The organism is Variovorax paradoxus, from assembly GCF_029919115.1.
Taxonomy (GTDB): Bacteria; Pseudomonadota; Gammaproteobacteria; order Burkholderiales; family Burkholderiaceae_C; genus Variovorax; species Variovorax paradoxus_O.
This window is the reverse complement of record NZ_CP123990.1, coordinates 3,305,121-3,323,083: the sequence shown is the minus strand read 5'-3', so window position 1 is coordinate 3,323,083 and position 17,963 is coordinate 3,305,121. Positions and strand designations below refer to the sequence as shown.

Here is a 17,963-nt window from a genome sequence, read left to right as displayed (position 1 = left end):
AGGCGCGAGCGGCCCCCTCGGGGGGCAGCGAGGACACGCAGTGCCGAGCGTGGGGGCCATATTCAGTGGGTCACTTGAACGAACACTTCGTTGGGCTTGACCATGCCCAATTCTTGTCGGGCACGCTCTTCGACCATTTCGAGCCCGACCTTGAGGTCGTTGACCTCGGAGGCCAGCCGCTCGTTGGTGACGGCGGCCTTGGCATTGGCCTCTTTCTGCGCAGCCAGCTTGGTCTGCAGCTGCGACACATCGCGCACGCTGCCGCGCCCGTTCCACAGCTGCCACTGCAGGACGACCAGCAGCAGCAACAGCACGATGGGTGGAACGAGGCGCGAGCGCATGCCGCGGAGCCGGGCGCTACTTCAGGTTGTAGAACGCGCCGCGGCCAGGGTAGCTGGCGATGTCGCCCAGGTCTTCCTCGATGCGCAGCAGCTGGTTGTACTTGGCGATGCGGTCGGAGCGCGAGAGCGAACCGGTCTTGATCTGGCCGGCGTTGGTGCCCACCGCGATGTCCGCAATGGTGCTGTCTTCGGTTTCGCCCGAGCGGTGCGAAATGACAGCCGTGTAGCCCGCGCGCTTGGCCATCTCGATGGCGGCGAAGGTTTCGGTCAGCGTGCCGATCTGGTTGATCTTGATCAGGATCGAGTTGGCAATGCCCTTGTCGATGCCTTCCTGCAGGATCTTGGTGTTGGTGACGAACAGGTCGTCGCCCACCAGCTGCACGCGCTTGCCGAGGCGTTCGGTGAGCAGCTTCCAGCCGTCCCAGTCGCCTTCGTGCATGCCGTCTTCGATGCTGATGATCGGGTACTTGTCGACCCAGGTGGCCAGCATGTCGGCCCAGTTGCCGGCCGACAGCGTGAGGTTCTCGCCGGAGAGCACGTAGTTGCCGTCCTTGTAGAACTCGCTGGCTGCGCAGTCGAGGCCGAGCGCAATCTGCTCGCCCGCCACGAAGCCGGCCTTGTCGATGGCTTCGAGAATCAGCTGGATGGCCGCTTCATGGCTTTCGACGCTGGGTGCGAACCCGCCTTCGTCGCCCACCGCCGTGCTGATGCCGCGGTCGCCCAGGATCTTCTTGAGTGCATGGAACACCTCGGCGCCGTAGCGCACGGCTTCGCGGAAGCTCGGGGCGCCCACGGGGATGATCATGAACTCTTGCAGGTCGAGGCTGTTGTTGGCGTGCGCGCCGCCGTTGATGACGTTCATCATCGGCACGGGCAGCTGCATGCCGCCCATGCCGCCGAAATAGCGGTACAGCGGCAGGCCCGATTCTTCGGCCGCGGCGCGCGCCACCGCCATCGACACGGCGAGCGTCGCGTTGGCGCCCAGGCGGCCCTTGTTGTCGGTGCCGTCCAGGTCGATCATCGTGCGGTCGAGGAAAGCCTGCTCGCTGGCGTCGAGGCCGAGCACGGATTCCGAGATCTCGGTGTTGATGTTCTCCACCGCCTTGAGCACGCCCTTGCCGAGATAGCGCTTCTTGTCGCCGTCGCGCAGCTCGATGGCTTCGCGCGAACCGGTCGATGCGCCCGAGGGCACGGCCGCGCGGCCCATGGTGCCCGATTCGAGCAGCACGTCGCACTCGACTGTGGGATTGCCTCGGCTGTCGAGGATTTCGCGGCCGACGATGTCTACGATTGCACTCACTTATTGCCTTTCGTTTTGAACTGAATCTCAGACCGGGGCGGAAACGCCCTCGACCAGAACCATATTGAAGAATTCGGTCGTTCCGGCGCGTTTGGCGCGCGCGGCACGGTACAACTCGTCGTCGTAGAAAGCCTTGGCCTTCTCGTAGCTGGGAAAGCGCAGCATGGCGATGCGCGCGGGCTGCCAGTTGCCTTCCAGGGTTTCGAACTGGCCGCCGCGCACAAGGTACTCGCCGCCCGCCGCCTTTACCGCGTCGGGCGCAATAGCCATGTACTGCTTGTACTGCTCGGGGTCGGTGACCTTCATGTCGACGATGATGTAGGCGGACGCCATGTGTTCTCCAGTCTTGTTGTTGGGGCTCAGTTGAAAGAGTTTTCCAGGAAGCCGTTTTTCTTGGCGATGCGGTCCAGTTCGAGCAGCGTTTCCAGCAGTGCCTTCATGTGCTTGAGCGGCACGGCGTTGGGGCCGTCGCTCAATGCCTTGGCGGGGTCGGGGTGCGTTTCCATGAAAACGCCGGCCACGCCCACCGCAATGGCAGCCCGTGCCAGCACCGGCACCATTTCGCGCTGGCCGCCCGAGCTCGTGCCCTGGCCGCCCGGCAGCTGCACCGAGTGCGTGGCGTCGAACACCACGGGTGCGGCAGTCTCGCGCATGATGGCGAGCGAACGCATGTCCGACACCAGGTTGTTGTAACCAAAGCTCGCGCCGCGCTCGCAGGCCATGAAGCTGTCTTCGTCGAGCCCCGCTTCCTTGGCGGCCGCACGCGCCTTGTCGATCACGTTCTTCATGTCGTGCGGCGCAAGGAACTGGCCCTTCTTGATGTTCACCGGCTTGCCCGACTGGGCCACCGCGCGAATGAAGTCGGTCTGGCGGCACAGGAAGGCGGGCGTCTGCAGCACGTCGACCACCTTGGCGGCCTCGGTGATGTCGTCTTCGGTGTGAACGTCGGTCAGAACGGGCAGGCCGAGTTCGCGCTTCACCTTGGCCAGGATTTCGAGGCCCTTCTCACGGCCCGGGCCACGAAAGCTGGTGCCCGAAGAGCGGTTGGCCTTGTCGAAGCTGCTCTTGAAGATGAACGGAATGCCGAGCGAGGAAGTGATTTCCTTCAGCGTGCCGGCCGTGTCCATCTGCAGTTGCTCGGATTCGACCACGCAGGGGCCGGCAATCAGGAAGAAGGGCTGGTCCAGCCCGATGTCGAATCCGCAGAGTTTCATGCCACTGCCTTCAGGTTTTTTGTGCCGCCCGCGCTGCGGGCCTTGTGGTCGAGCGCCGCCTTGATGAAGGCGTTGAAGAGCGGATGGCCGCTCCACGGGGTCGACTTGAATTCGGGGTGGAACTGCACGCCCATGTACCAGGGGTGCACGTCTTGCGGCAGTTCGACGATTTCGGTCAGGTGCTCGCGCTGGGTAAGAGCCGAAATCACCAGGCCTGCGGCGCGCAGTTCGTCCAGGTAGTTGACGTTGGCTTCGTAGCGGTGGCGATGGCGCTCGGTCACCACGTCGCCGTAGATGCTGTGGGCCAGCGTGCCGGCTGTCACGTCGGAGCTTTGCGCACCCAGGCGCATGGTGCCGCCGAGGTCGGACTTCTCGTTGCGCGTCTTCACGGTGCCGTCGGCGTCCTTCCACTCGGTGATCAGCGCGATCACGGGGCAGGGCGTCTCGGGGTCGAACTCGGTGCTGTTGGCGTTCTTCAGGCCCGCCACGTGGCGTGCGTATTCGATGGTGGCCACCTGCATGCCCAGGCAGATGCCGAGGTAGGGCACCTTGCCTTCACGCGCGAAGCGGGCGGCCGAAATCTTGCCCTCGACGCCGCGCTGGCCGAAGCCGCCGGGCACCAGGATGGCGTCGTACTTGGCAAGACGCGAAACGTCTTGCGGCGAAATGGTTTCGGAGTCGATGTAGTCGATCTTCACGCGCGCATGGTTCTTCATGCCGGCGTGGCGCAGTGCTTCGTTCAGCGACTTGTAGCTGTCGGACAGGTCGACGTACTTGCCGACCATCGCAATGCTCACTTCCTGCTGCGGATGCTCGACTTCGTAGACCAGCTCGTCCCAGCGGTTGAGCTTGGCGGGCGGCGTGTTGATGCGCAGCTTGTCGCAGATGAGGCCATCGAGGCCCTGCTCGTGCAGCATGCGCGGCACCTTGTAGATGGTGTCCACGTCCCACATCGAAATGACGCCCCATTCGGGCACGTTCGAGAACAGCGAGATCTTGGCGCGCTCGTCGTCGGGAATCGGGCGGTCGGCGCGGCACAGCAGCGCGTCGGCCTGGATGCCGATGGCGCGCAGTTCCTTGGCGGTGTGCTGCGTGGGCTTGGTCTTGAGCTCGCCGGCGGCGGCAATCCAGGGCACGTAGCTCAGGTGCACGAAGGCCGAGTTGTTCGGGCCCATGCGCAGGCTCATCTGGCGCACGGCTTCAAGGAAGGGCAGCGATTCGATGTCGCCCACGGTGCCGCCGATTTCGACGATGGCCACGTCGACCTCATGCGGGGTGCCCAGGCCGGCGCCGCGCTTGATGTATTCCTGGATTTCGTTGGTGATGTGCGGAATGACCTGGACCGTCTTGCCGAGGTAGTCGCCGCGGCGCTCTTTTTCGAGCACGGTCTTGTAGATCTGGCCGGTCGTGAAGTTGTTGGCCTTGCGCATCCGCGTGGTGATGAAGCGCTCGTAGTGGCCGAGGTCGAGGTCGGTTTCGGCGCCGTCGTCGGTCACGAACACTTCGCCATGCTGGAACGGTGACATCGTGCCGGGGTCGACATTGATGTACGGATCGAGCTTGATGAGGGTGACCTTGAGGCCGCGCGATTCGAGGATCGCGGCGAGGGAGGCGGAGGCGATTCCCTTGCCAAGGGAAGATACGACACCACCGGTGACGAAGACAAATTTGGTCATGCCAGTTCCGGACCATAGATCCGGGCAGTGGGAAATTCCGATTATAGGTGTCCCCTTTGCGTCCCTTCGGCCAAGGGCCATCCCATTCCTGATCTTGCCGGTATGTGAGCAACAATATGACTCATGCAAGATCTCGCCGGCAAACACATCGTCCTGGGCCTTACCGGTGGTATCGCCTGCTACAAGTCGGCGGAGCTGTGCCGCCTGTTCGTGAAGGCGGGCGCCACCGTCCAGATCGTCATGACCGAGGCGGCCGGGCAGTTCATCACGCCAGTCACGATGCAGGCGCTTTCGGGGCGCACGGTCTACACCTCGCAGTGGGACGCGCGCGAGCCCAACAACATGCCGCACATCAACCTGAGCCGTGAGGCCGATGCCATCGTGCTCGCGCCCTGCAGCGCCGACTTCATCGCGCGGCTGGTGCAGGGCAGGGCCGACGACCTGCTGAGCCTGATGTGCCTGGCCCGCCCGATGGACCGCGTGCCGCTCCTGATTGCTCCAGCGATGAACCGCGAAATGTGGGCGCACCCCGCCACCCAGCGCAACCTCATGCAGGTGGCGGCCGACGGCGCCACGGTGCTGGGCGTGGGCAGCGGCTGGCAGGCCTGCGGCGAGACGGGCGACGGCCGCATGCTGGAGCCGGCGCAGCTGCTCGAAGACATCACCGCCTTCTTTGCCCCCAAGCTGCTTGCGGGCCACAAGCTGCTTGTGACCGCCGGGCCCACCTTCGAGCCGCTCGATCCGATACGCGGCATCACCAACCATTCGTCGGGCAAGATGGGCTTTGCCATTGCGCGCGCCGCGCACGAGGCCGGCGCCCAAGTCACGCTGGTGGCCGGCCCGGTGCATCTGCCGACGCCCCGCGGCGTGAGCCGCATCGACGTGCTCTCGGCGCAGGACATGCTCGACGCGACCCTGCGCGCGGCGCAGTCTGCTAGCATTTTTGTAGCCACAGCCGCCGTGGCCGACTGGCGTCCGGCCACGCACAGCGAACACAAGATCAAGAAGGACGGCAGCGGCAAGACGCCGGTGCTGAATTTCGTCGAGAACCCCGACATCCTGCTTGCCGTGGCAAAGAGCGAGCGGGCCCAATCGCGCAAGTTGTTCTGCGTGGGTTTCGCGGCCGAGAGCGAGAACCTGGCCGAGCATGCCAAGGCCAAGCGCCAGCGCAAGGGAATTCCGCTCCTGGTCGGGAACATCGGCCCGCTGACCTTCGGCCAGGACGACAATGCGCTGCTGCTGGTGGATGCCAACGGCACGCGCGAGCTGCCGCGCGCACCCAAGCTCACCCTGGCGCGCGAACTCATGACCGAGATCGCCGCACGCCTGCCTGACTGGAGGGTCTGATGAATCCGCAATGGAACACGCCGCCGAATGGCGATTTCGCGAGCTATGTGGAACGGCTGTCTGCGCAGGCTGCATTGCCCAGGCGGGCGCCGCATGAGGGCGACCATGGGCTGGACGTCGGCATGAACCCCACGCCGGGTGCGCCCGGTGCGCAGGGCGCCGCCGCGGTGCAGCGGCGTGCGGCCTCGAATGAAGACACCCCGTCGCAGACCGGGCCGTTCACGCCCGCGGTGCTCAAGGCTGTGGCCGTCGGGGGCGCGCTGGTGTTCCTGGTGCTGTGGTCGGCCGGCGTGCCAATCGTCGTGCTGGCGGTGCTATTTGGCGCGGCGCTGTGGCTCGCCAGCAAGTTGAAGGGGCTCAAGCTCTCGCCCGGCGTGGCCAAGTGGCAGCAGGTGCTCGAGGAAGCCGCCCGCAAGCAGAAAGAACAGCAACGCAAGCAAGGCCATCAAAAGTGAAAGTAGACGTTCGTATCCTCGATCCACGCATGGTGGATCAATTGCCAGCCTATGCCACGCCCGGCAGCGCGGGGCTAGACCTGCGGGCCTGCCTCGACGCGCCGATCACGCTGGAGCCCAATGCCTGGCAGCTCGTGGGCACGGGGATCGCAATCCACCTGGCCGATCCGGCCTACGCGGCGCTGATTCTTCCGCGCTCGGGCCTAGGCCACAAGCACGGCATCGTGCTGGGCAACCTCGTCGGCCTGATCGACAGCGACTATCAGGGCGAACTGAAGATCAGTGCCTGGAACCGCAGCGACACGCCTTTCGTGCTCCAGCCGATGGAGCGGCTTGCCCAACTCGTGATCGTCCCGGTCGTGCAGGCTCAGTTTCGGGTGGTCACAGAATTTGCAGCCACGCAACGCGGTGAGGGCGGCTACGGCTCCACCGGCAAGCACTGACGCCCGAGTTCGTATCGGGCCAGTAAAGATCCGGAACCGATCAGCTTGCGGCTTGCTCCTACATGCCGGTGTGTGTCGGGCGTCATCCCCCGTGCGGGAATGGCGTTAAACACAGGCCCAGGCTTGGTGCTTCCGGATGCTCCGGATGCACTGACTATTTCCGAGGAGCCATCAACATGAAAATCTCAACGCGCTTCATTTCCATTGGCGCTTCCGTGCTGGCACTTGCCACGCTGACGGCCTGCGTCGCTCCTGCGCCGGTCTATCACACCACGCGCTATCCCTACCAGGCACCGCCGCAGGCCGTTCCGTACCAGGAAGCGGCGTACGTCGAATACGGCCATGTGGCCAACATCGAAGTGCTGCGCAGCGAAACCAGGGGCACCGGCACCACCGGCGGTGGCGCCGTGGCGGGCGGTGTCGTGGGCGGTGTGGTGGGCAACCAGTTCGGCCACGGCAGCGGCCGCGCGGCGGCAACCGCCTTGGGCATTGTGGGCGGCGCCCTCCTGGGCAACACCATCGAGGCCCAGAACAACGGCCCGCGTGCCTACGAGAGCTATCGCATCTCGGTGCAAACCGACCGCGGCGGTTATCGTGCGTTCGATGTGCAGCATCCGGGCGACCTGCGCATCGGCGACCGCGTGCGCATCGACAACGGCCAGCTCTCGCGCATGTAGGCCGTTTTTCGAGGGACTTTCCACGAGCAGCAAAAAGCCGGGCAGTGCCCGGCTTTTTGCTGACTACTGCGGTTTTCCCGCTCGCTGATCAGTGCAGCAGATCGTTGCCGGGGGCGGTCGGCGGCACCTTGAAAAAGGCCGTGCCGGCCGTTCCGCGGCCGACTTCTTCTTCGGTTGCTTCGCGCACCGAACGCACCGTGATGTCGAGCCGGATCGCAATACCTGCCAGCGGATGGTTGCCGTCGAGCACCAGGTGGTCCGGGTAGATTTCGGCCACGGTGTAGATCACGTCCTTGGGCATGTCTTCGCTCACGCCCTTGGGCAGAGCGGCGCCGTCGAAGGTCATGCCTTCTTCCGTGCCTTCAGGGAACAGCGAGCGGGGCTCGAGAAAGAGCAGCTGGTCGTTGAAGTCGCCGAAGCCCTGCTCGGGCTCCAGCTGCAGTTGCACCCGGGCGCCGGGCTCATGGCCCTGCAGGGCGGCTTCGATCACGTCGAAGAGGTCGTCGCCTCCCACCATGAATTCCACGGGCTCATCGAGCACGTCGAGCACTTCGCCCAAAGTGTCTTTCATCGTCCAGGTCAGGCCGACCACGCATTGTTCAGAGATTTCCATTGCAGAATTCTCCCATGGAGACTACACAACCGCTGCCGTTGCTCGGCGGCCTGAGCGCCGCGCAGTTCATGCGGCGGTATTGGCAGAAAAAGCCCTTGCTCGTGCGCCAGGCCATACCTGCCATGGTGCCACCGATCGAGCGCAGCGCGCTCTTTGCCCTGGCCGAGCGCGAGGACGTGGAATCGCGCCTCATCCGACACGGCAAGACCGGCTGGACACTCAAGCACGGGCCGCTCGCGCGCCGCGCGCTGCCGCCGCTCAAGCAGCCCGAATGGACGCTGCTGGTGCAGGGCGTCGACCTGCATCACGACGGCGTGCATGCGCTGCTGCAGCAGTTTCGCTTCGTGCCCGATGCGCGGCTGGACGACTTGATGATCAGCTATGCCAGCGACAACGGCGGCGTGGGCGCGCATTTCGACAGCTACGACGTCTTTTTGCTGCAGGCCCAGGGTACGCGGCGCTGGTCGATCGGCAAGCAGAGCGATCTGCGCCTGCAGCAAGGCGTGCCGCTCAAGATCCTCGAGCATTTCGAGCCCGAGCAGAGCTTTGTGCTCGAGCCGGGCGACATGCTCTATTTGCCGCCGCGTTACGCGCACGACGGCGTGGCTGTCGGCGACGACTGCATGACGTGCTCCATCGGCCTGCGGTCTTCCGCCGCGGGCGAGCTCGGTGCCGACCTGCTGGCCCGCATGGCGCAGTCCTATTCGGAAGCCCTGGAAGACGCCGGCCCCGCCGAACTGACCCGCTACCGCGATCCGGCGCAGCCCGCGGTCGATGCGCCGGCCGCCATGCCCGCCGCGCTGCAGGCCTTTGCGCGCAAGGCGGTCGATGCCGCGCTGCGCTGCGCCGGCCGCCATGCCCGCCGCGCTGCAGGCCTTTGCGCGCAAGGCGGTCGATGCCGCGCTGCGCGACCCCGGCGCCATCGACCGTGCGCTCGGCGAATCGCTCACCGAGCCCAAGGCCAATGTCTGGTTCGATGAAGGCACTGAAGCGCCGAACGTGCTGCGCAGCGTGGCGCTCGACCGCCGCACGCGCATGCTCTACGACGCGCGGCACCTTTACATCAACGGCGAAAGCTTTCGCGCCGGCGGGGCCGATGCAACGCTGATGCGCAGGCTGGCTGACCAGCGTGCGCTCGGCCCGCGCGAACTGGCGCGCGCAAGCGACGGTGCACTCGCGCTGCTGGCCGAGTGGTGCGAAGCGGGGTGGCTCCATGCCGGATGAGCGTAGGGCAGGGGCGCAGCCCCTGCCGGAAGGCCGGTTCGACGGCCGCGAAGCCTTCGACGGCATCGTGCGGGCCGCGCTCTCGGCGGCCGCGCGGCAAGGCTGGAGAGAACTGGTCTTGAGCGACCCTGACTTTGCCGACTGGCCCTTGGGCGAACGCGCGAGCATAGAGGCGCTGCAGGCCTGGTCGGCCTCCGGCCGCCGCTTCGTCTTGCTGGCACAGCGCTTCGATGTAGTCGAACGTAACCATGCACGCTTTGTGCCTTGGCGCCGCATGTGGGATCACATCATCGAATGCCGCGTCGTGCGCGCAGAAGGCAGCAATGCGGTGCCAAGCGCCATCTGGACGCCCGAGTGGTGCGCCCACCGCACGGACCCGGAGCGCAGCCGCGGCGTGAGCGGCTTCGACCCGCGGGCCCGGCGCGAGTTGCGCGAAGCCATCGATGAGTCGTGGCGGGCGGGAAGGCCCGCATTTCCGGCATCGACACTGGGCTTGTAAGCCAATGCCGCGAATGAGGGCGCGAGACACAAACGGGCAGTAATGCGGGTCTAGAATTTTTTGGTCCAGACATTCATTGCAAAGGAGTTTCCATGAAGAAGCCGTCATCCGTCCTGCTGGCCTCGCTGATCGCCGCCGCCGCACTCGTGGCTTGCGGAAAGAAAGAAGACGCCGCGCCGGCGGTTGTGACCCCGCCTCCAGCTCCGGTGACCGAACCGGCTCCCGCACCGCCCGCGGCTGCTCCGGCACCCTCGACGACCACCGATCCGTCGGCTGCAACAACGCCTTCGCCGGGTGCTTCTTCGGCCCTCGATGCGGCCAATGCCGCCACCGAGGCCGCCAAGAAGAACGAAGCGCCGAAGCAGTAACGACGAACGCCCCAGCGGGCTTTCATTCAACCAGCAAAAAAGCCGCCTCACGGCGGCTTTTTGCATGGTGCCCCATAGCGGGCAAGCGCCGAACGATCAGACGTCCAGCCAGGGCGAACCTTCCGATGCACTGGCGGTGAGCATCTCGGCCTCGTGGCCCCCGAGGGCTTCGGCCATGAGGCGCCGCACGATGTCGGGGCGGTTGTTCTGCTCGCTCAGGTGCGCCGCGACCACGTGGCGCAGGCCCTCGTGCCGAACCGCGCGCGCAATGTCCGCGGCGGCTTCATTCGACAAATGGCCATGCTTGCCGCCGACCCGCAGCTTCAAGAAGGCTGGGTAGCCCGAATTGGCGAGCAGCTCGCTGTCGTGGTTGAACTCGAGCAGCAGCGCATGAACGCCGCTCAGCCTGGAGAGCACGTGAGCCGTGGCGTGCCCCAGGTCGGTGAGCACGCCCAGCGTTCGCGCGCCGTCGGAGCAGCGCAGCTGCAGGGGCTCGCGCGCGTCGTGCGGCACGGTAAAGGGCTGCACCGCAATGTCGCCGACCGCAAACTCTGCGTCGTCCCGTGCCAGGTTGAGCCGGCCTTCGAAGTCGCGCCCGCCCGTGGCAAGCCAGGTGCCTTCGCTCATCCATACGGGAATGCGGTTGCGCCGCGACAGCGAATGGGCGCAGCCGATGTGGTCGCCATGCTCATGCGTGACAAAGATGGCGTCGATATCGGTGGCTGCGAGGCCTGCCCTGGCAAGCCGAAGATCGAGTTGCCGCAGGCCGAAGCCGCAGTCGATCAGGAGCCTTGAGGTGCGGCCGCCGCTGGTCGCTTCGACCAGCGCGGCGTTGCCCGTGCTGCCGCTGCCGAGGCTTCGGAAGCGGAGCATGCGGGTTACTTCAGGTCGTCTGCAATGACCTGGACGATGCGTTGCGCATTGGCCGAGGTTTCGGGCGCGCCGGATTCGTTCAGCACCGAGACCGTGGTCGATTCGCCCTGGCCCTTCACGAGGATGCGGAACTTGATCGGTGCTTCGTTCTTGCTGGAGCTGCTGCCGAACAGCTTGCCGAAGAAGCCGGGTTCCTTCTTGTCGGCGTTGGGGGTTACGTAGCGCACGTAGTAGATGCCGGCGCTGCGGTCGCGGTCTTCCACGGTGAAGCCGGTGCGGTCGAGTGCCAGGCCCACGCGGCGCCATGCACGGTCGAAGCCTTCGTTGATCTGCACGACCGGCTGGCCGCCCGCGTTCGAAACGGTGGCGGTCTTGGTGGGCGCGGTGGTGGCGGCCAGGATCTTCGACTGCTCTTGCGAAACGCCGAGCTTGACCATCAGGCGGCGCAGGAACTCGGTTTCGAGTTCAGGGTCGCTCGGGCGAGGCTGCCACACGGTCTGGTCCTGGCGGCTGTTGTTGTAGACCTCTTGCATGCCGCGGTGGCTCACGAAGATCTCGGTGCCGTTGGGCGTGCGCTCCAGGCGGGTGCGGAAGCGGTCGAGTTCGCCGGTCGAATAGACCGAATCGACCAGCTTGCCCAGCGTGCCGCGGATGATGTCCTGCGGCAGCTTGGCGCGGTTTTCAGCCCAGTCGGTTTCCATGATGCCGAGGTTGCGCTGCTCGGTGGTCAGCAGGAAGCCGCTTTCCTGCCAGAAGTCTTTCACCGGATCCCACAGTTGGTCGGGCGAGCGGTTGATGACGATCCAGCGCTGCGTGCCCGAGCGTTCCATGCGCACGTCGCCGATGTTGGCCACCGCGGTGGGAATGCCAGGCGCGTTGGTTGCGCCGGCCTGGTAGGCGTTGGCCGTGACTGCGCCGCCCGGAACCGCATAGCGGTTCTCGCGCGAAAGCTGCGACAGGTCGGGCGGGACCTCGAGCGTGGGGGCCTTGCCTGCGCTCTTGTAGTCGATCTTGTCGCCCTCTAGAACGGAGCAGGCGGCGAGGCTGACAACAAGGGCCAGCAGTGCGAATCGCGAGATGTGCGAAAGGTTCTTCAACGTCGTCTTCCTTGTTGGAATGGGTTCGATCAATCTATGGGGCCGCATTGCCCGCACTCTCTGAGCACGGTTCAGGCAAAAGGTTGCGTAACCTCGATGCGGCGGGGAGAAAGAGATGGGTGTTTGGGGAAAGAAAGCGGGCTCAGCCCTTGAGCAGGCCGCAGGCGCGCAGGGCAGCCTCGACCACGGGTTGGTTGGTTTCAGCCAGTTCGGTGAGCGGCAACCGCAGGCTGCCGCCGCAAAGACCGAGCCTGGACATGGCCCACTTGAGAGGAATCGGGTTGGGTTCGACGAACAGGTTGCGGTGCAGCGGCATCAGCTCGAACTGGATCTGCATGGCCTTGCGCACGTCGCCCGCGATGGCCGCAACGCACAGTTCGTGCATCTTGCGCGGGGCAATGTTGGCTGTCACGCTGATGTTGCCTTGGCCGCCGCAGAGCATGAGAGCCACCGCTGTCGGGTCGTCGCCGGAATACACGGCAAAGTGCTTGGGCAGGTCGCGAATGAGCCACTGGGCACGCTCGATGTTGCCGGTGGCTTCCTTGATGCCGATGATGCCCGGCACCTGCGCGAGGCGCAGCACGGTGTCGTGCGCCATATCGGCCACGGTGCGGCCGGGCACGTTGTAGAGCACGGTAGGCAGGTCGCCCACGGCTTCTGCAATGGCCTTGAAGTGCTGGTATTGGCCTTCTTGCGTCGGCTTGTTGTAGTAGGGCACCACCTGCAGCTGCGAATCGGCGCCCACGCCCTTGGCGAACTTGGCAAGCTCGATGGCTTCCTTGGTTGAATTGGCGCCGCAGCCCGCCATTACGGGCACGCGGCCCTTGGCCTGCTCGACCGACACGCGGATGATTTCGCAGTGCTCTTCCACGTCGACCGTGGGCGATTCACCGGTGGTACCGACCACGCCAAGGCAATCGGTGCCTTCGTCGATATGCCAGTCGATCAGTCGGCGCAGGGCCGGGTAGTCGACACTGCCGTCTTCGTGCATCGGCGTGACGAGAGCGACGATGCTGCCTGTCAGTTGCTCCAAGGGGGAATCTCTCTGTCGGGTGGACGAAAGCGCCGATTCTACTTACTCCGGCGGCCCCGGAAACCGGCGCGGTGGTGGGGTCAGTTTCCCGGCAGGAGATGGCGTTCGGGCTCGCCGGACGCGGCGTTGCCGGCACGAACCGCGGCAATGCGCTGCACGAAGCGTTCCGGCTCGGCCAGAAAGCCGTCTTCGTACGCCACCACGCGCAGCTCCCGGCATGCGGCCAACAATTCGCCCGGCTGCAGCAGAAAGTCCGCGCGCGAGGGCTTGCCCACCGTTTCGTTTCCGGCGGCAAAGGTTTCGTAGAGCAGCACGCCGCCCGGCGCAACCGCGGCCACGATGTCGGCCATGCGCGGCCGCCACAGGTAGTTGGTGACGACCACCGCACCGAAAACCTGGCCCGAGAAAGGCCAGGGGCCGGCTTCGATGTCGGCGGTTACCGTGCCGCCAAATACGCGAGCGGCCTCGATTGCTTCGGTGGAGCGGTCGACGCCGGTCACCGCATGCCCACGCCCCGCAAGCCACTGCATGTGCCGCCCATGGCCACAGGCCACGTCGAGCACGGAGGTGGCCGGCGCGAGCAGGTGCGACCACCGCACGATCCATTCCGACGGCTTCAATCCGCTGTGCAATTTTGCTATGTCTTTCATAGCAGTCAAAAGCAGGACCAGACCTGGTTGGCCAGCGTGACGAGAAAGTCCGGATGAACGTAGAGCACGAAAACGCCGCCCAGCGCCGCCGCCGCGGCGGTGAGCCAGCCGGCATGCGCGAGGCGGTGGCGTGTTTGCGGAGTCATGGCCGCCATTGTCCGCCGCCGGATCAGCCCGGCACAACCGCGGGGCGTGCCGCCCGCGCAATCGCGCCTTCCTTCACCGGCAGGTTGATCAGCGCGGCGAACACGCCCAGGGCAATTGCGATGTACCAGACGATGTCGTAGCTGCCCGTGGTGTCATACAGGTAGCCGCCAAGCCACACGCCGATGAACGAACCGACCTGGTGGCTCAGGAACACGAAGCCGCTGAGCATCGACAGGTGCGCCACGCCGAAGATGCCCGCGATGATCGCGTTGGTTGCGGGCACCGTCGAAAGCCAAAGAAAGCCCATGGCCGCCGAAAACACATACACGCTGAGCGGCGAGATCGGCACCAGCAAGAAGAGCACGATGGAAACAGCCCGCGCAAAGTAGATGGCCGCCAGGATCTTGCGCTTGGCCAGCTTCTGGCCCAGCAGCCCCACGGTATAGGTGCCGAATACATTGAAGAGGCCGATCAGTGCCAGCGCATAGCCCGCCACTTCCACCGGCAGCTTCTGGTCGCGCAGGTAGGTCGGCATGTGGATGCCGATGAATGCCAGCTGGAAGCCGCACACGAAATAGCCTGCCATCAGCAGGCCGAAACTGGGGTAGCGGAACGCCTCGCCCACTGCCTGCAGCACCGATTGTTCGCGGTGCCCCGCCAATGCGCCTTGCCGCGGTTCGCGCAGCCCCAGGGCCAACGGCACGATCACCAGCACGAGTACCGCCACCACCGCCAGGGCGGTTTGCCAGCCCAGATGTCCGATCAACCGGCCCTCGATCGGCGCCATCAGGAACTGCCCGAACGAGCCTGCCGCCGCGGCCACGCCCATGGCCCACGAGCGCCGTTCGGCAGGAATCTGCCGCCCGATCACGCCGTACACGACGGCATAGGTCGTCCCGGCCTGCGCCGCGCCAATCAGCACGCCCGCGCTCAGCGTGAACAGCAGCGGTGTCGGCGAATACGCCATGCCCAGCAGGCCCAGCGCATAGAACACCGTGCCCGCCACAAGGACCCGGAACGCCCCGAAGCGGTCGGCCACCATGCCCGCGAACACCCCGAAGATGCCCCAGGAGAGGTTTTGCACGGCCAGCGCGAACGAGAAGGTCTGCCGGCTCCAGTCCTGCGCCTGCGTGATCGGCTGCAGCCACAAGCCGAAGCCGTGGCGAATGCCCATTGAGAGCGTGACGATCATGGCGCCGCAGATCAGCACCTGCTTGATCGAGAGAGTGGGGGAAGAGGCTTGCATGCCTGTGAATGTACCGATTTGCTACTTTGGCGGGCGGTGCAGCGGGTAAAGCCATTGATGATTTGTTGCGGCCACACCGATGCACCACGCGCATCAAAGCCGCAGTTTCCTCTCAGTTCGAGGTTGTTTGTAATTGGTTACATTTGCGTTTTCTCAACGCCACCTGACTGCAAGGATCCTGACCCATGAGAAGAGCCGTCCTGAAGTTCGCCGCCCTCGCAACGCTCGCGCTCGCAGTTGCCGGCTGCGCCAGCGACCCGACCGGCCCCAAGTTCCAGGAGATGGGCAACGTCATTCCCAAGCTCAAGCCGGGCAACGGCCGCATCTATTTCTTCCGTGCCGCCGGGCCTTTCGGCGCCTCGCTGCAGCCTGGGGTGCGCATCGACAAGCTGCGCGTCGGCTCGTCGAAGCCCGGCAGCTTCTTTTTTGTGGACCGTCCGGCCGGCACCTACCAGGCCGCCACGACCAGCGACTTGCGCAAGACGCTCGAAGTGCCGCTGGCAGACGGAGAGACGAAATACGTGCGCATGTCGCCTTCGTTCGGGCTCGCGGTCGGAAGCATCGTTCTCGATCTCGAGGCGCCCGAGAAGGCCCGGGCCGAAATGGGCTGGCTCACCTACGCGGGCCAGTTCATCGGCGACAAGTAGGTTGCGCGCCGGGCGGAGCGTCGGCGGGGGCGGATCGATGCTCCTGTATGGGTATCCAGTCATTTCGCATCGACTGACTACAATCCGCCCCCATGGCGACTCCCCCCAAGACTCCCCCCAGTTCATCGTCCGCGTCCTCCGGGTACTCGGAAGGTTCCATCCGCGTGCTCAAGGGCCTCGAGCCCGTGAAGCAGCGCCCGGGCATGTACACCCGGACCGACAACCCGCTGCACATCATTCAGGAAGTGCTGGACAACGCCGCCGACGAGGCGTTGGCCGGCCACGGCAAGAAGATCAAGGTCACCCTGCATGCCGACAACTCGGTCAGCGTCGAGGACGACGGCCGCGGCATTCCCTTCGGCATGCACCCTGAAGAAAAGGCCCCCGTGATCGAGCTGGTCTACACCCGGCTGCATGCGGGCGGCAAGTTCGACAAGGGCTCCGGCGGCGCCTACAGCTTCTCGGGCGGCCTGCACGGCGTGGGCGTGTCGGTCACCAACGCGCTATCCAAGCGGCTCGAAGTCACTTCGCACCGCGAAGGCTCGGCCGCCAGGCTGGCCTTCAGCGCCGGCGACGTGATCGAGGCGCTCGAGATCCGCAAGCTCGAAGCCGGCGAACGCAAGCAGGGCACCACCGTGCGCGCCTGGCCCGACGCCAAATACTTCGAAACCGCGGCCCTGCCCATGGGCGAGCTCACCCACCTGCTGCGCAGCAAGGCCGTGCTGATGCCCGGCGTGAGCGTGACGCTCACGATCGAGAAGACCAAGGAAACGCAGCAGTGGCTCTACAAGGGCGGCCTGAGCGACTACCTGATGCAGACGCTCAACGGCGACCCGGTGATTCCGCTGTTCGAAGGCAGCGGCCATGCCGACAAGAACGCCGACAACTTCGCCGAAGGCGAGGGCGCCGATTGGTGCGTGGCCTTTACCGAAGACGGCCAGCCGGTGCGCGAGAGCTACGTCAATCTCATTCCCACCAGTGCCGGCGGCACGCACGAAAGCGGCCTGCGCGACGGCCTGTTCACGGCCGTAAAGGGCTTTATCGAACTGCACTCGCTGCTGCCCAAGGGCGTGAAGCTCTTGCCCGAAGATGTGTTCGCACGCGCTTCGTATGTGCTGAGCGCCAAGGTGCTCGATCCGCAGTTCCAGGGCCAGATCAAGGAACGCCTCAACTCGCGCGACGCGGTGCGGCTGGTGTCGAGCTTCGTGCGCCCGGCGCTCGAACTGTGGCTGAACCAGCACGTCGACTACGGCAAGAAGCTCGCCGAACTGGCCATCAAGGCCGCGCAAACACGCCAGCGTGCCGGCCAGAAGGTCGAAAAGCGCAAGGGCTCCGGCGTGGCCGTGCTCCCCGGCAAGCTGACCGATTGCGAAAGCAAGGACACGAGCCACAACGAAGTCTTCCTGGTCGAGGGAGACTCCGCCGGCGGCAGCGCCAAGATGGGCCGCGACAAGGAAAGCCAGGCCATCCTGCCCTTGCGCGGCAAGGTGCTCAACACCTGGGAAGTGGAGCGCGACCGGCTCTTTGCCAACACCGAAATCCACGACATCTCGGTGGCCGTGGGCGTCGACCCGCACGGCCCCAACGACACGCCCGACATGAGCGGCCTGCGCTACGGAAAGATCTGCATCCTTTCCGATGCCGACGTGGACGGCTCGCACATCCAGGTGCTGCTGCTCACGCTGTTCTTCCGGCACTTTCCAAAACTCATCGAAGCCGGCCATGTGTATGTCGCAAAGCCGCCACTTTTCCGTGTCGATGCGCCGGCGCGCGGCAAGAAGCCGGCTTCCAAGGTCTATGCACTTGACGAAGGCGAACTGACCGCCACACTCGACAAATTGCGCAAGGACGGTGTGCGCGAAGGCGCCTGGAGCATCAGCCGCTTCAAGGGCCTGGGCGAAATGAGCGCGGAACAATTGTGGGAAACCACGCTCAATCCGGATACCCGGCGCCTCATGAAGGTGCAGCTGGGGCGCTTCGACTTCACGTCCACCCAGGGAGAGATCACCAAGCTCATGGGCAAGGGCGAGGCAGCCGCGCGGCGCGAACTCATGGAACTGCGCGCCGACGATGTCGATATCGATGTTTGACCACCCTCGTGAAAATTTCAGAT

20 protein-coding genes and 1 pseudogene are annotated in these 17,963 nt (G+C 65.3%); 9 read left to right on the top strand and 12 right to left on the bottom strand.

Features of this window, described 5'->3' with window-relative positions; genetic code table 11:
- Nucleotides 1-62: 62 nt before the first annotated feature.
- Genes ftsB through QHG62_RS15990 form a run of 5 tightly spaced genes read right to left on the bottom strand, consistent with a single transcriptional unit; the run spans nucleotide 63 to nucleotide 4,531 of the window.
- Nucleotides 63-341 carry a cell division protein FtsB gene (gene ftsB / locus QHG62_RS16010; RefSeq protein WP_281146611.1) on the bottom strand — a complete coding sequence of 93 codons (279 nt, stop codon included), beginning with the start codon at nucleotides 339-341 and terminating at the stop codon, nucleotides 63-65.
- Between the two features lie 16 nt (nucleotides 342-357).
- Nucleotides 358-1,641, bottom strand: a complete 1,284-nt coding sequence (gene eno / locus QHG62_RS16005) for a phosphopyruvate hydratase (protein ID WP_012748543.1) — start codon at nucleotides 1,639-1,641, stop codon at nucleotides 358-360.
- A 27-nt stretch (nucleotides 1,642-1,668) separates the two neighbouring features.
- Complete coding sequence (locus QHG62_RS16000; RefSeq protein ID WP_281146610.1) at nucleotides 1,669-1,974, bottom strand: DUF1330 domain-containing protein; 306 nt, start codon at nucleotides 1,972-1,974, stop codon at nucleotides 1,669-1,671.
- Nucleotides 1,975-2,000: 26 nt separating this feature from the next.
- The gene (gene kdsA, locus QHG62_RS15995) at nucleotides 2,001-2,855 is read right to left on the bottom strand and encodes a 3-deoxy-8-phosphooctulonate synthase (RefSeq protein WP_281146609.1); all 855 of its coding nucleotides are present in this window, start codon (nucleotides 2,853-2,855) and stop codon (nucleotides 2,001-2,003) included.
- A complete protein-coding gene (locus QHG62_RS15990) occupies nucleotides 2,852-4,531 on the bottom strand; it encodes a CTP synthase (RefSeq protein ID WP_281146608.1) in 1,680 nt (559 codons plus the stop codon). Before QHG62_RS15990 ends, kdsA begins: the two co-directional genes overlap by 4 nt.
- 123 nt (nucleotides 4,532-4,654) lie before the next feature.
- Here QHG62_RS15990 and coaBC point away from each other — a divergent pair, with 123 nt between their 5' ends.
- The 4 genes from coaBC (at nucleotide 4,655) to QHG62_RS15970 (ending at nucleotide 7,453) form a co-directional block, all read left to right on the top strand.
- A complete protein-coding gene (gene coaBC, locus QHG62_RS15985; RefSeq protein WP_281146607.1) occupies nucleotides 4,655-5,878 on the top strand; it encodes a bifunctional phosphopantothenoylcysteine decarboxylase/phosphopantothenate--cysteine ligase CoaBC in 1,224 nt (407 codons plus the stop codon).
- Nucleotides 5,878-6,333 carry a hypothetical protein gene (locus QHG62_RS15980; RefSeq protein ID WP_281146606.1) on the top strand — a complete coding sequence of 152 codons (456 nt, stop codon included), beginning with the start codon at nucleotides 5,878-5,880 and terminating at the stop codon, nucleotides 6,331-6,333. Before coaBC ends, QHG62_RS15980 begins: the two co-directional genes overlap by 1 nt.
- Nucleotides 6,330-6,776 carry a dUTP diphosphatase gene (gene dut, locus QHG62_RS15975; protein WP_281146605.1) on the top strand — a complete coding sequence of 149 codons (447 nt, stop codon included), beginning with the start codon at nucleotides 6,330-6,332 and terminating at the stop codon, nucleotides 6,774-6,776. The genes QHG62_RS15980 and dut overlap by 4 nt, the downstream gene beginning before the upstream one ends.
- A gap of 176 nt (nucleotides 6,777-6,952) precedes the next feature.
- Complete coding sequence (locus QHG62_RS15970) at nucleotides 6,953-7,453, top strand: glycine zipper 2TM domain-containing protein (RefSeq protein WP_281146604.1); 501 nt, start codon at nucleotides 6,953-6,955, stop codon at nucleotides 7,451-7,453.
- Nucleotides 7,454-7,541: 88 nt separating this feature from the next.
- On the opposite strand, the gene QHG62_RS15965 is transcribed toward QHG62_RS15970, so the two are convergent.
- Entirely contained in the window at nucleotides 7,542-8,066 is a 525-nt protein-coding gene (locus QHG62_RS15965) for an FKBP-type peptidyl-prolyl cis-trans isomerase (RefSeq protein WP_281146603.1), read from the bottom strand.
- A gap of 14 nt (nucleotides 8,067-8,080) precedes the next feature.
- On the opposite strand from QHG62_RS15965, the pseudogene QHG62_RS15960 reads away from it, so the two are divergent.
- The 3 genes and pseudogenes from QHG62_RS15960 (at nucleotide 8,081) to QHG62_RS15950 (ending at nucleotide 10,157) form a co-directional block, all read left to right on the top strand.
- A pseudogene (locus QHG62_RS15960) lies at nucleotides 8,081-9,290 on the top strand (JmjC domain-containing protein).
- Complete coding sequence (locus tag QHG62_RS15955) at nucleotides 9,280-9,789, top strand: hypothetical protein (protein ID WP_281146602.1); 510 nt, start codon at nucleotides 9,280-9,282, stop codon at nucleotides 9,787-9,789. The pseudogene QHG62_RS15960 and the gene QHG62_RS15955 overlap by 11 nt, the downstream one beginning before the upstream one ends.
- A 92-nt stretch (nucleotides 9,790-9,881) precedes the next feature.
- On the top strand, nucleotides 9,882-10,157 hold the full coding sequence (locus tag QHG62_RS15950; RefSeq protein WP_157614681.1) for a hypothetical protein: 276 nt from the start codon (nucleotides 9,882-9,884) through the stop codon (nucleotides 10,155-10,157).
- Nucleotides 10,158-10,253: 96 nt separating this feature from the next.
- Here the strand turns inward: QHG62_RS15950 and QHG62_RS15945 are convergent, their stop codons facing one another.
- From QHG62_RS15945 to QHG62_RS15920, 6 genes are all read right to left on the bottom strand, one after another.
- Entirely contained in the window at nucleotides 10,254-11,030 is a 777-nt protein-coding gene (locus tag QHG62_RS15945; protein ID WP_281146601.1) for an MBL fold metallo-hydrolase, read from the bottom strand.
- Nucleotides 11,031-11,035: 5 nt separating this feature from the next.
- Entirely contained in the window at nucleotides 11,036-12,127 is a 1,092-nt protein-coding gene (gene bamC / locus QHG62_RS15940) for an outer membrane protein assembly factor BamC (protein ID WP_281146600.1), read from the bottom strand.
- A gap of 142 nt (nucleotides 12,128-12,269) precedes the next feature.
- The gene (gene dapA, locus QHG62_RS15935; protein ID WP_281146599.1) at nucleotides 12,270-13,160 is read right to left on the bottom strand and encodes a 4-hydroxy-tetrahydrodipicolinate synthase; all 891 of its coding nucleotides are present in this window, start codon (nucleotides 13,158-13,160) and stop codon (nucleotides 12,270-12,272) included.
- Between the two features lie 80 nt (nucleotides 13,161-13,240).
- Nucleotides 13,241-13,810, bottom strand: coding sequence for a class I SAM-dependent methyltransferase (locus QHG62_RS15930; RefSeq protein ID WP_281146598.1), 570 nt, complete (start codon nucleotides 13,808-13,810; stop codon nucleotides 13,241-13,243).
- Nucleotides 13,811-13,815: 5 nt separating this feature from the next.
- Nucleotides 13,816-13,956: a hypothetical protein gene (locus QHG62_RS15925; protein ID WP_281146597.1), complete on the bottom strand. Its 141-nt coding sequence runs from the start codon at nucleotides 13,954-13,956 to the stop codon at nucleotides 13,816-13,818.
- 23 nt (nucleotides 13,957-13,979) lie between these two features.
- Nucleotides 13,980-15,203: an MFS transporter gene (locus QHG62_RS15920; RefSeq protein WP_281146596.1), complete on the bottom strand. Its 1,224-nt coding sequence runs from the start codon at nucleotides 15,201-15,203 to the stop codon at nucleotides 13,980-13,982.
- 185 nt (nucleotides 15,204-15,388) lie between these two features.
- On the opposite strand from QHG62_RS15920, the gene QHG62_RS15915 reads away from it, so the two are divergent.
- Nucleotides 15,389-15,850 (top strand): DUF2846 domain-containing protein, encoded by a 462-nt coding sequence (locus tag QHG62_RS15915; RefSeq protein WP_281146595.1) that lies wholly within the window; start codon nucleotides 15,389-15,391, stop codon nucleotides 15,848-15,850.
- A gap of 92 nt (nucleotides 15,851-15,942) precedes the next feature.
- A complete protein-coding gene (locus QHG62_RS15910; RefSeq protein ID WP_281146594.1) occupies nucleotides 15,943-17,940 on the top strand; it encodes a DNA topoisomerase IV subunit B in 1,998 nt (665 codons plus the stop codon).
- The last annotated feature ends 23 nt before the right edge of the window (nucleotides 17,941-17,963 follow it).

Bases quoted from the DNA above. Each gene is read 5' to 3' on its own strand.
- ftsB (WP_281146611.1), bottom strand. From the start codon at position 341: ATGCGCTCGCGCCTCGTTCCACCCATCGTGCTGTTGCTGCTGCTGGTC.
- QHG62_RS16000 (WP_281146610.1), bottom strand. From the start codon at position 1,974: ATGGCGTCCGCCTACATCATCGTCGACATGAAGGTCACCGACCCCGAG.
- kdsA (WP_281146609.1), bottom strand. From the start codon at position 2,855: ATGAAACTCTGCGGATTCGACATCGGGCTGGACCAGCCCTTCTTCCTG.
- QHG62_RS15990 (WP_281146608.1), bottom strand. From the start codon at position 4,531: ATGACCAAATTTGTCTTCGTCACCGGTGGTGTCGTATCTTCCCTTGGC.
- coaBC (WP_281146607.1), top strand. From the start codon at position 4,655: ATGCAAGATCTCGCCGGCAAACACATCGTCCTGGGCCTTACCGGTGGT.
- QHG62_RS15980 (WP_281146606.1), top strand. From the start codon at position 5,878: ATGAATCCGCAATGGAACACGCCGCCGAATGGCGATTTCGCGAGCTAT.
- QHG62_RS15970 (WP_281146604.1), top strand. From the start codon at position 6,953: ATGAAAATCTCAACGCGCTTCATTTCCATTGGCGCTTCCGTGCTGGCA.
- QHG62_RS15965 (WP_281146603.1), bottom strand. From the start codon at position 8,066: ATGGAAATCTCTGAACAATGCGTGGTCGGCCTGACCTGGACGATGAAA.
- QHG62_RS15955 (WP_281146602.1), top strand. From the start codon at position 9,280: ATGCCGGATGAGCGTAGGGCAGGGGCGCAGCCCCTGCCGGAAGGCCGG.
- QHG62_RS15950 (WP_157614681.1), top strand. From the start codon at position 9,882: ATGAAGAAGCCGTCATCCGTCCTGCTGGCCTCGCTGATCGCCGCCGCC.
- QHG62_RS15945 (WP_281146601.1), bottom strand. From the start codon at position 11,030: ATGCTCCGCTTCCGAAGCCTCGGCAGCGGCAGCACGGGCAACGCCGCG.
- QHG62_RS15930 (WP_281146598.1), bottom strand. From the start codon at position 13,810: ATGAAAGACATAGCAAAATTGCACAGCGGATTGAAGCCGTCGGAATGG.
- QHG62_RS15925 (WP_281146597.1), bottom strand. From the start codon at position 13,956: ATGACTCCGCAAACACGCCACCGCCTCGCGCATGCCGGCTGGCTCACC.
- QHG62_RS15920 (WP_281146596.1), bottom strand. From the start codon at position 15,203: ATGCAAGCCTCTTCCCCCACTCTCTCGATCAAGCAGGTGCTGATCTGC.
- QHG62_RS15915 (WP_281146595.1), top strand. From the start codon at position 15,389: ATGAGAAGAGCCGTCCTGAAGTTCGCCGCCCTCGCAACGCTCGCGCTC.
- QHG62_RS15910 (WP_281146594.1), top strand. From the start codon at position 15,943: ATGGCGACTCCCCCCAAGACTCCCCCCAGTTCATCGTCCGCGTCCTCC.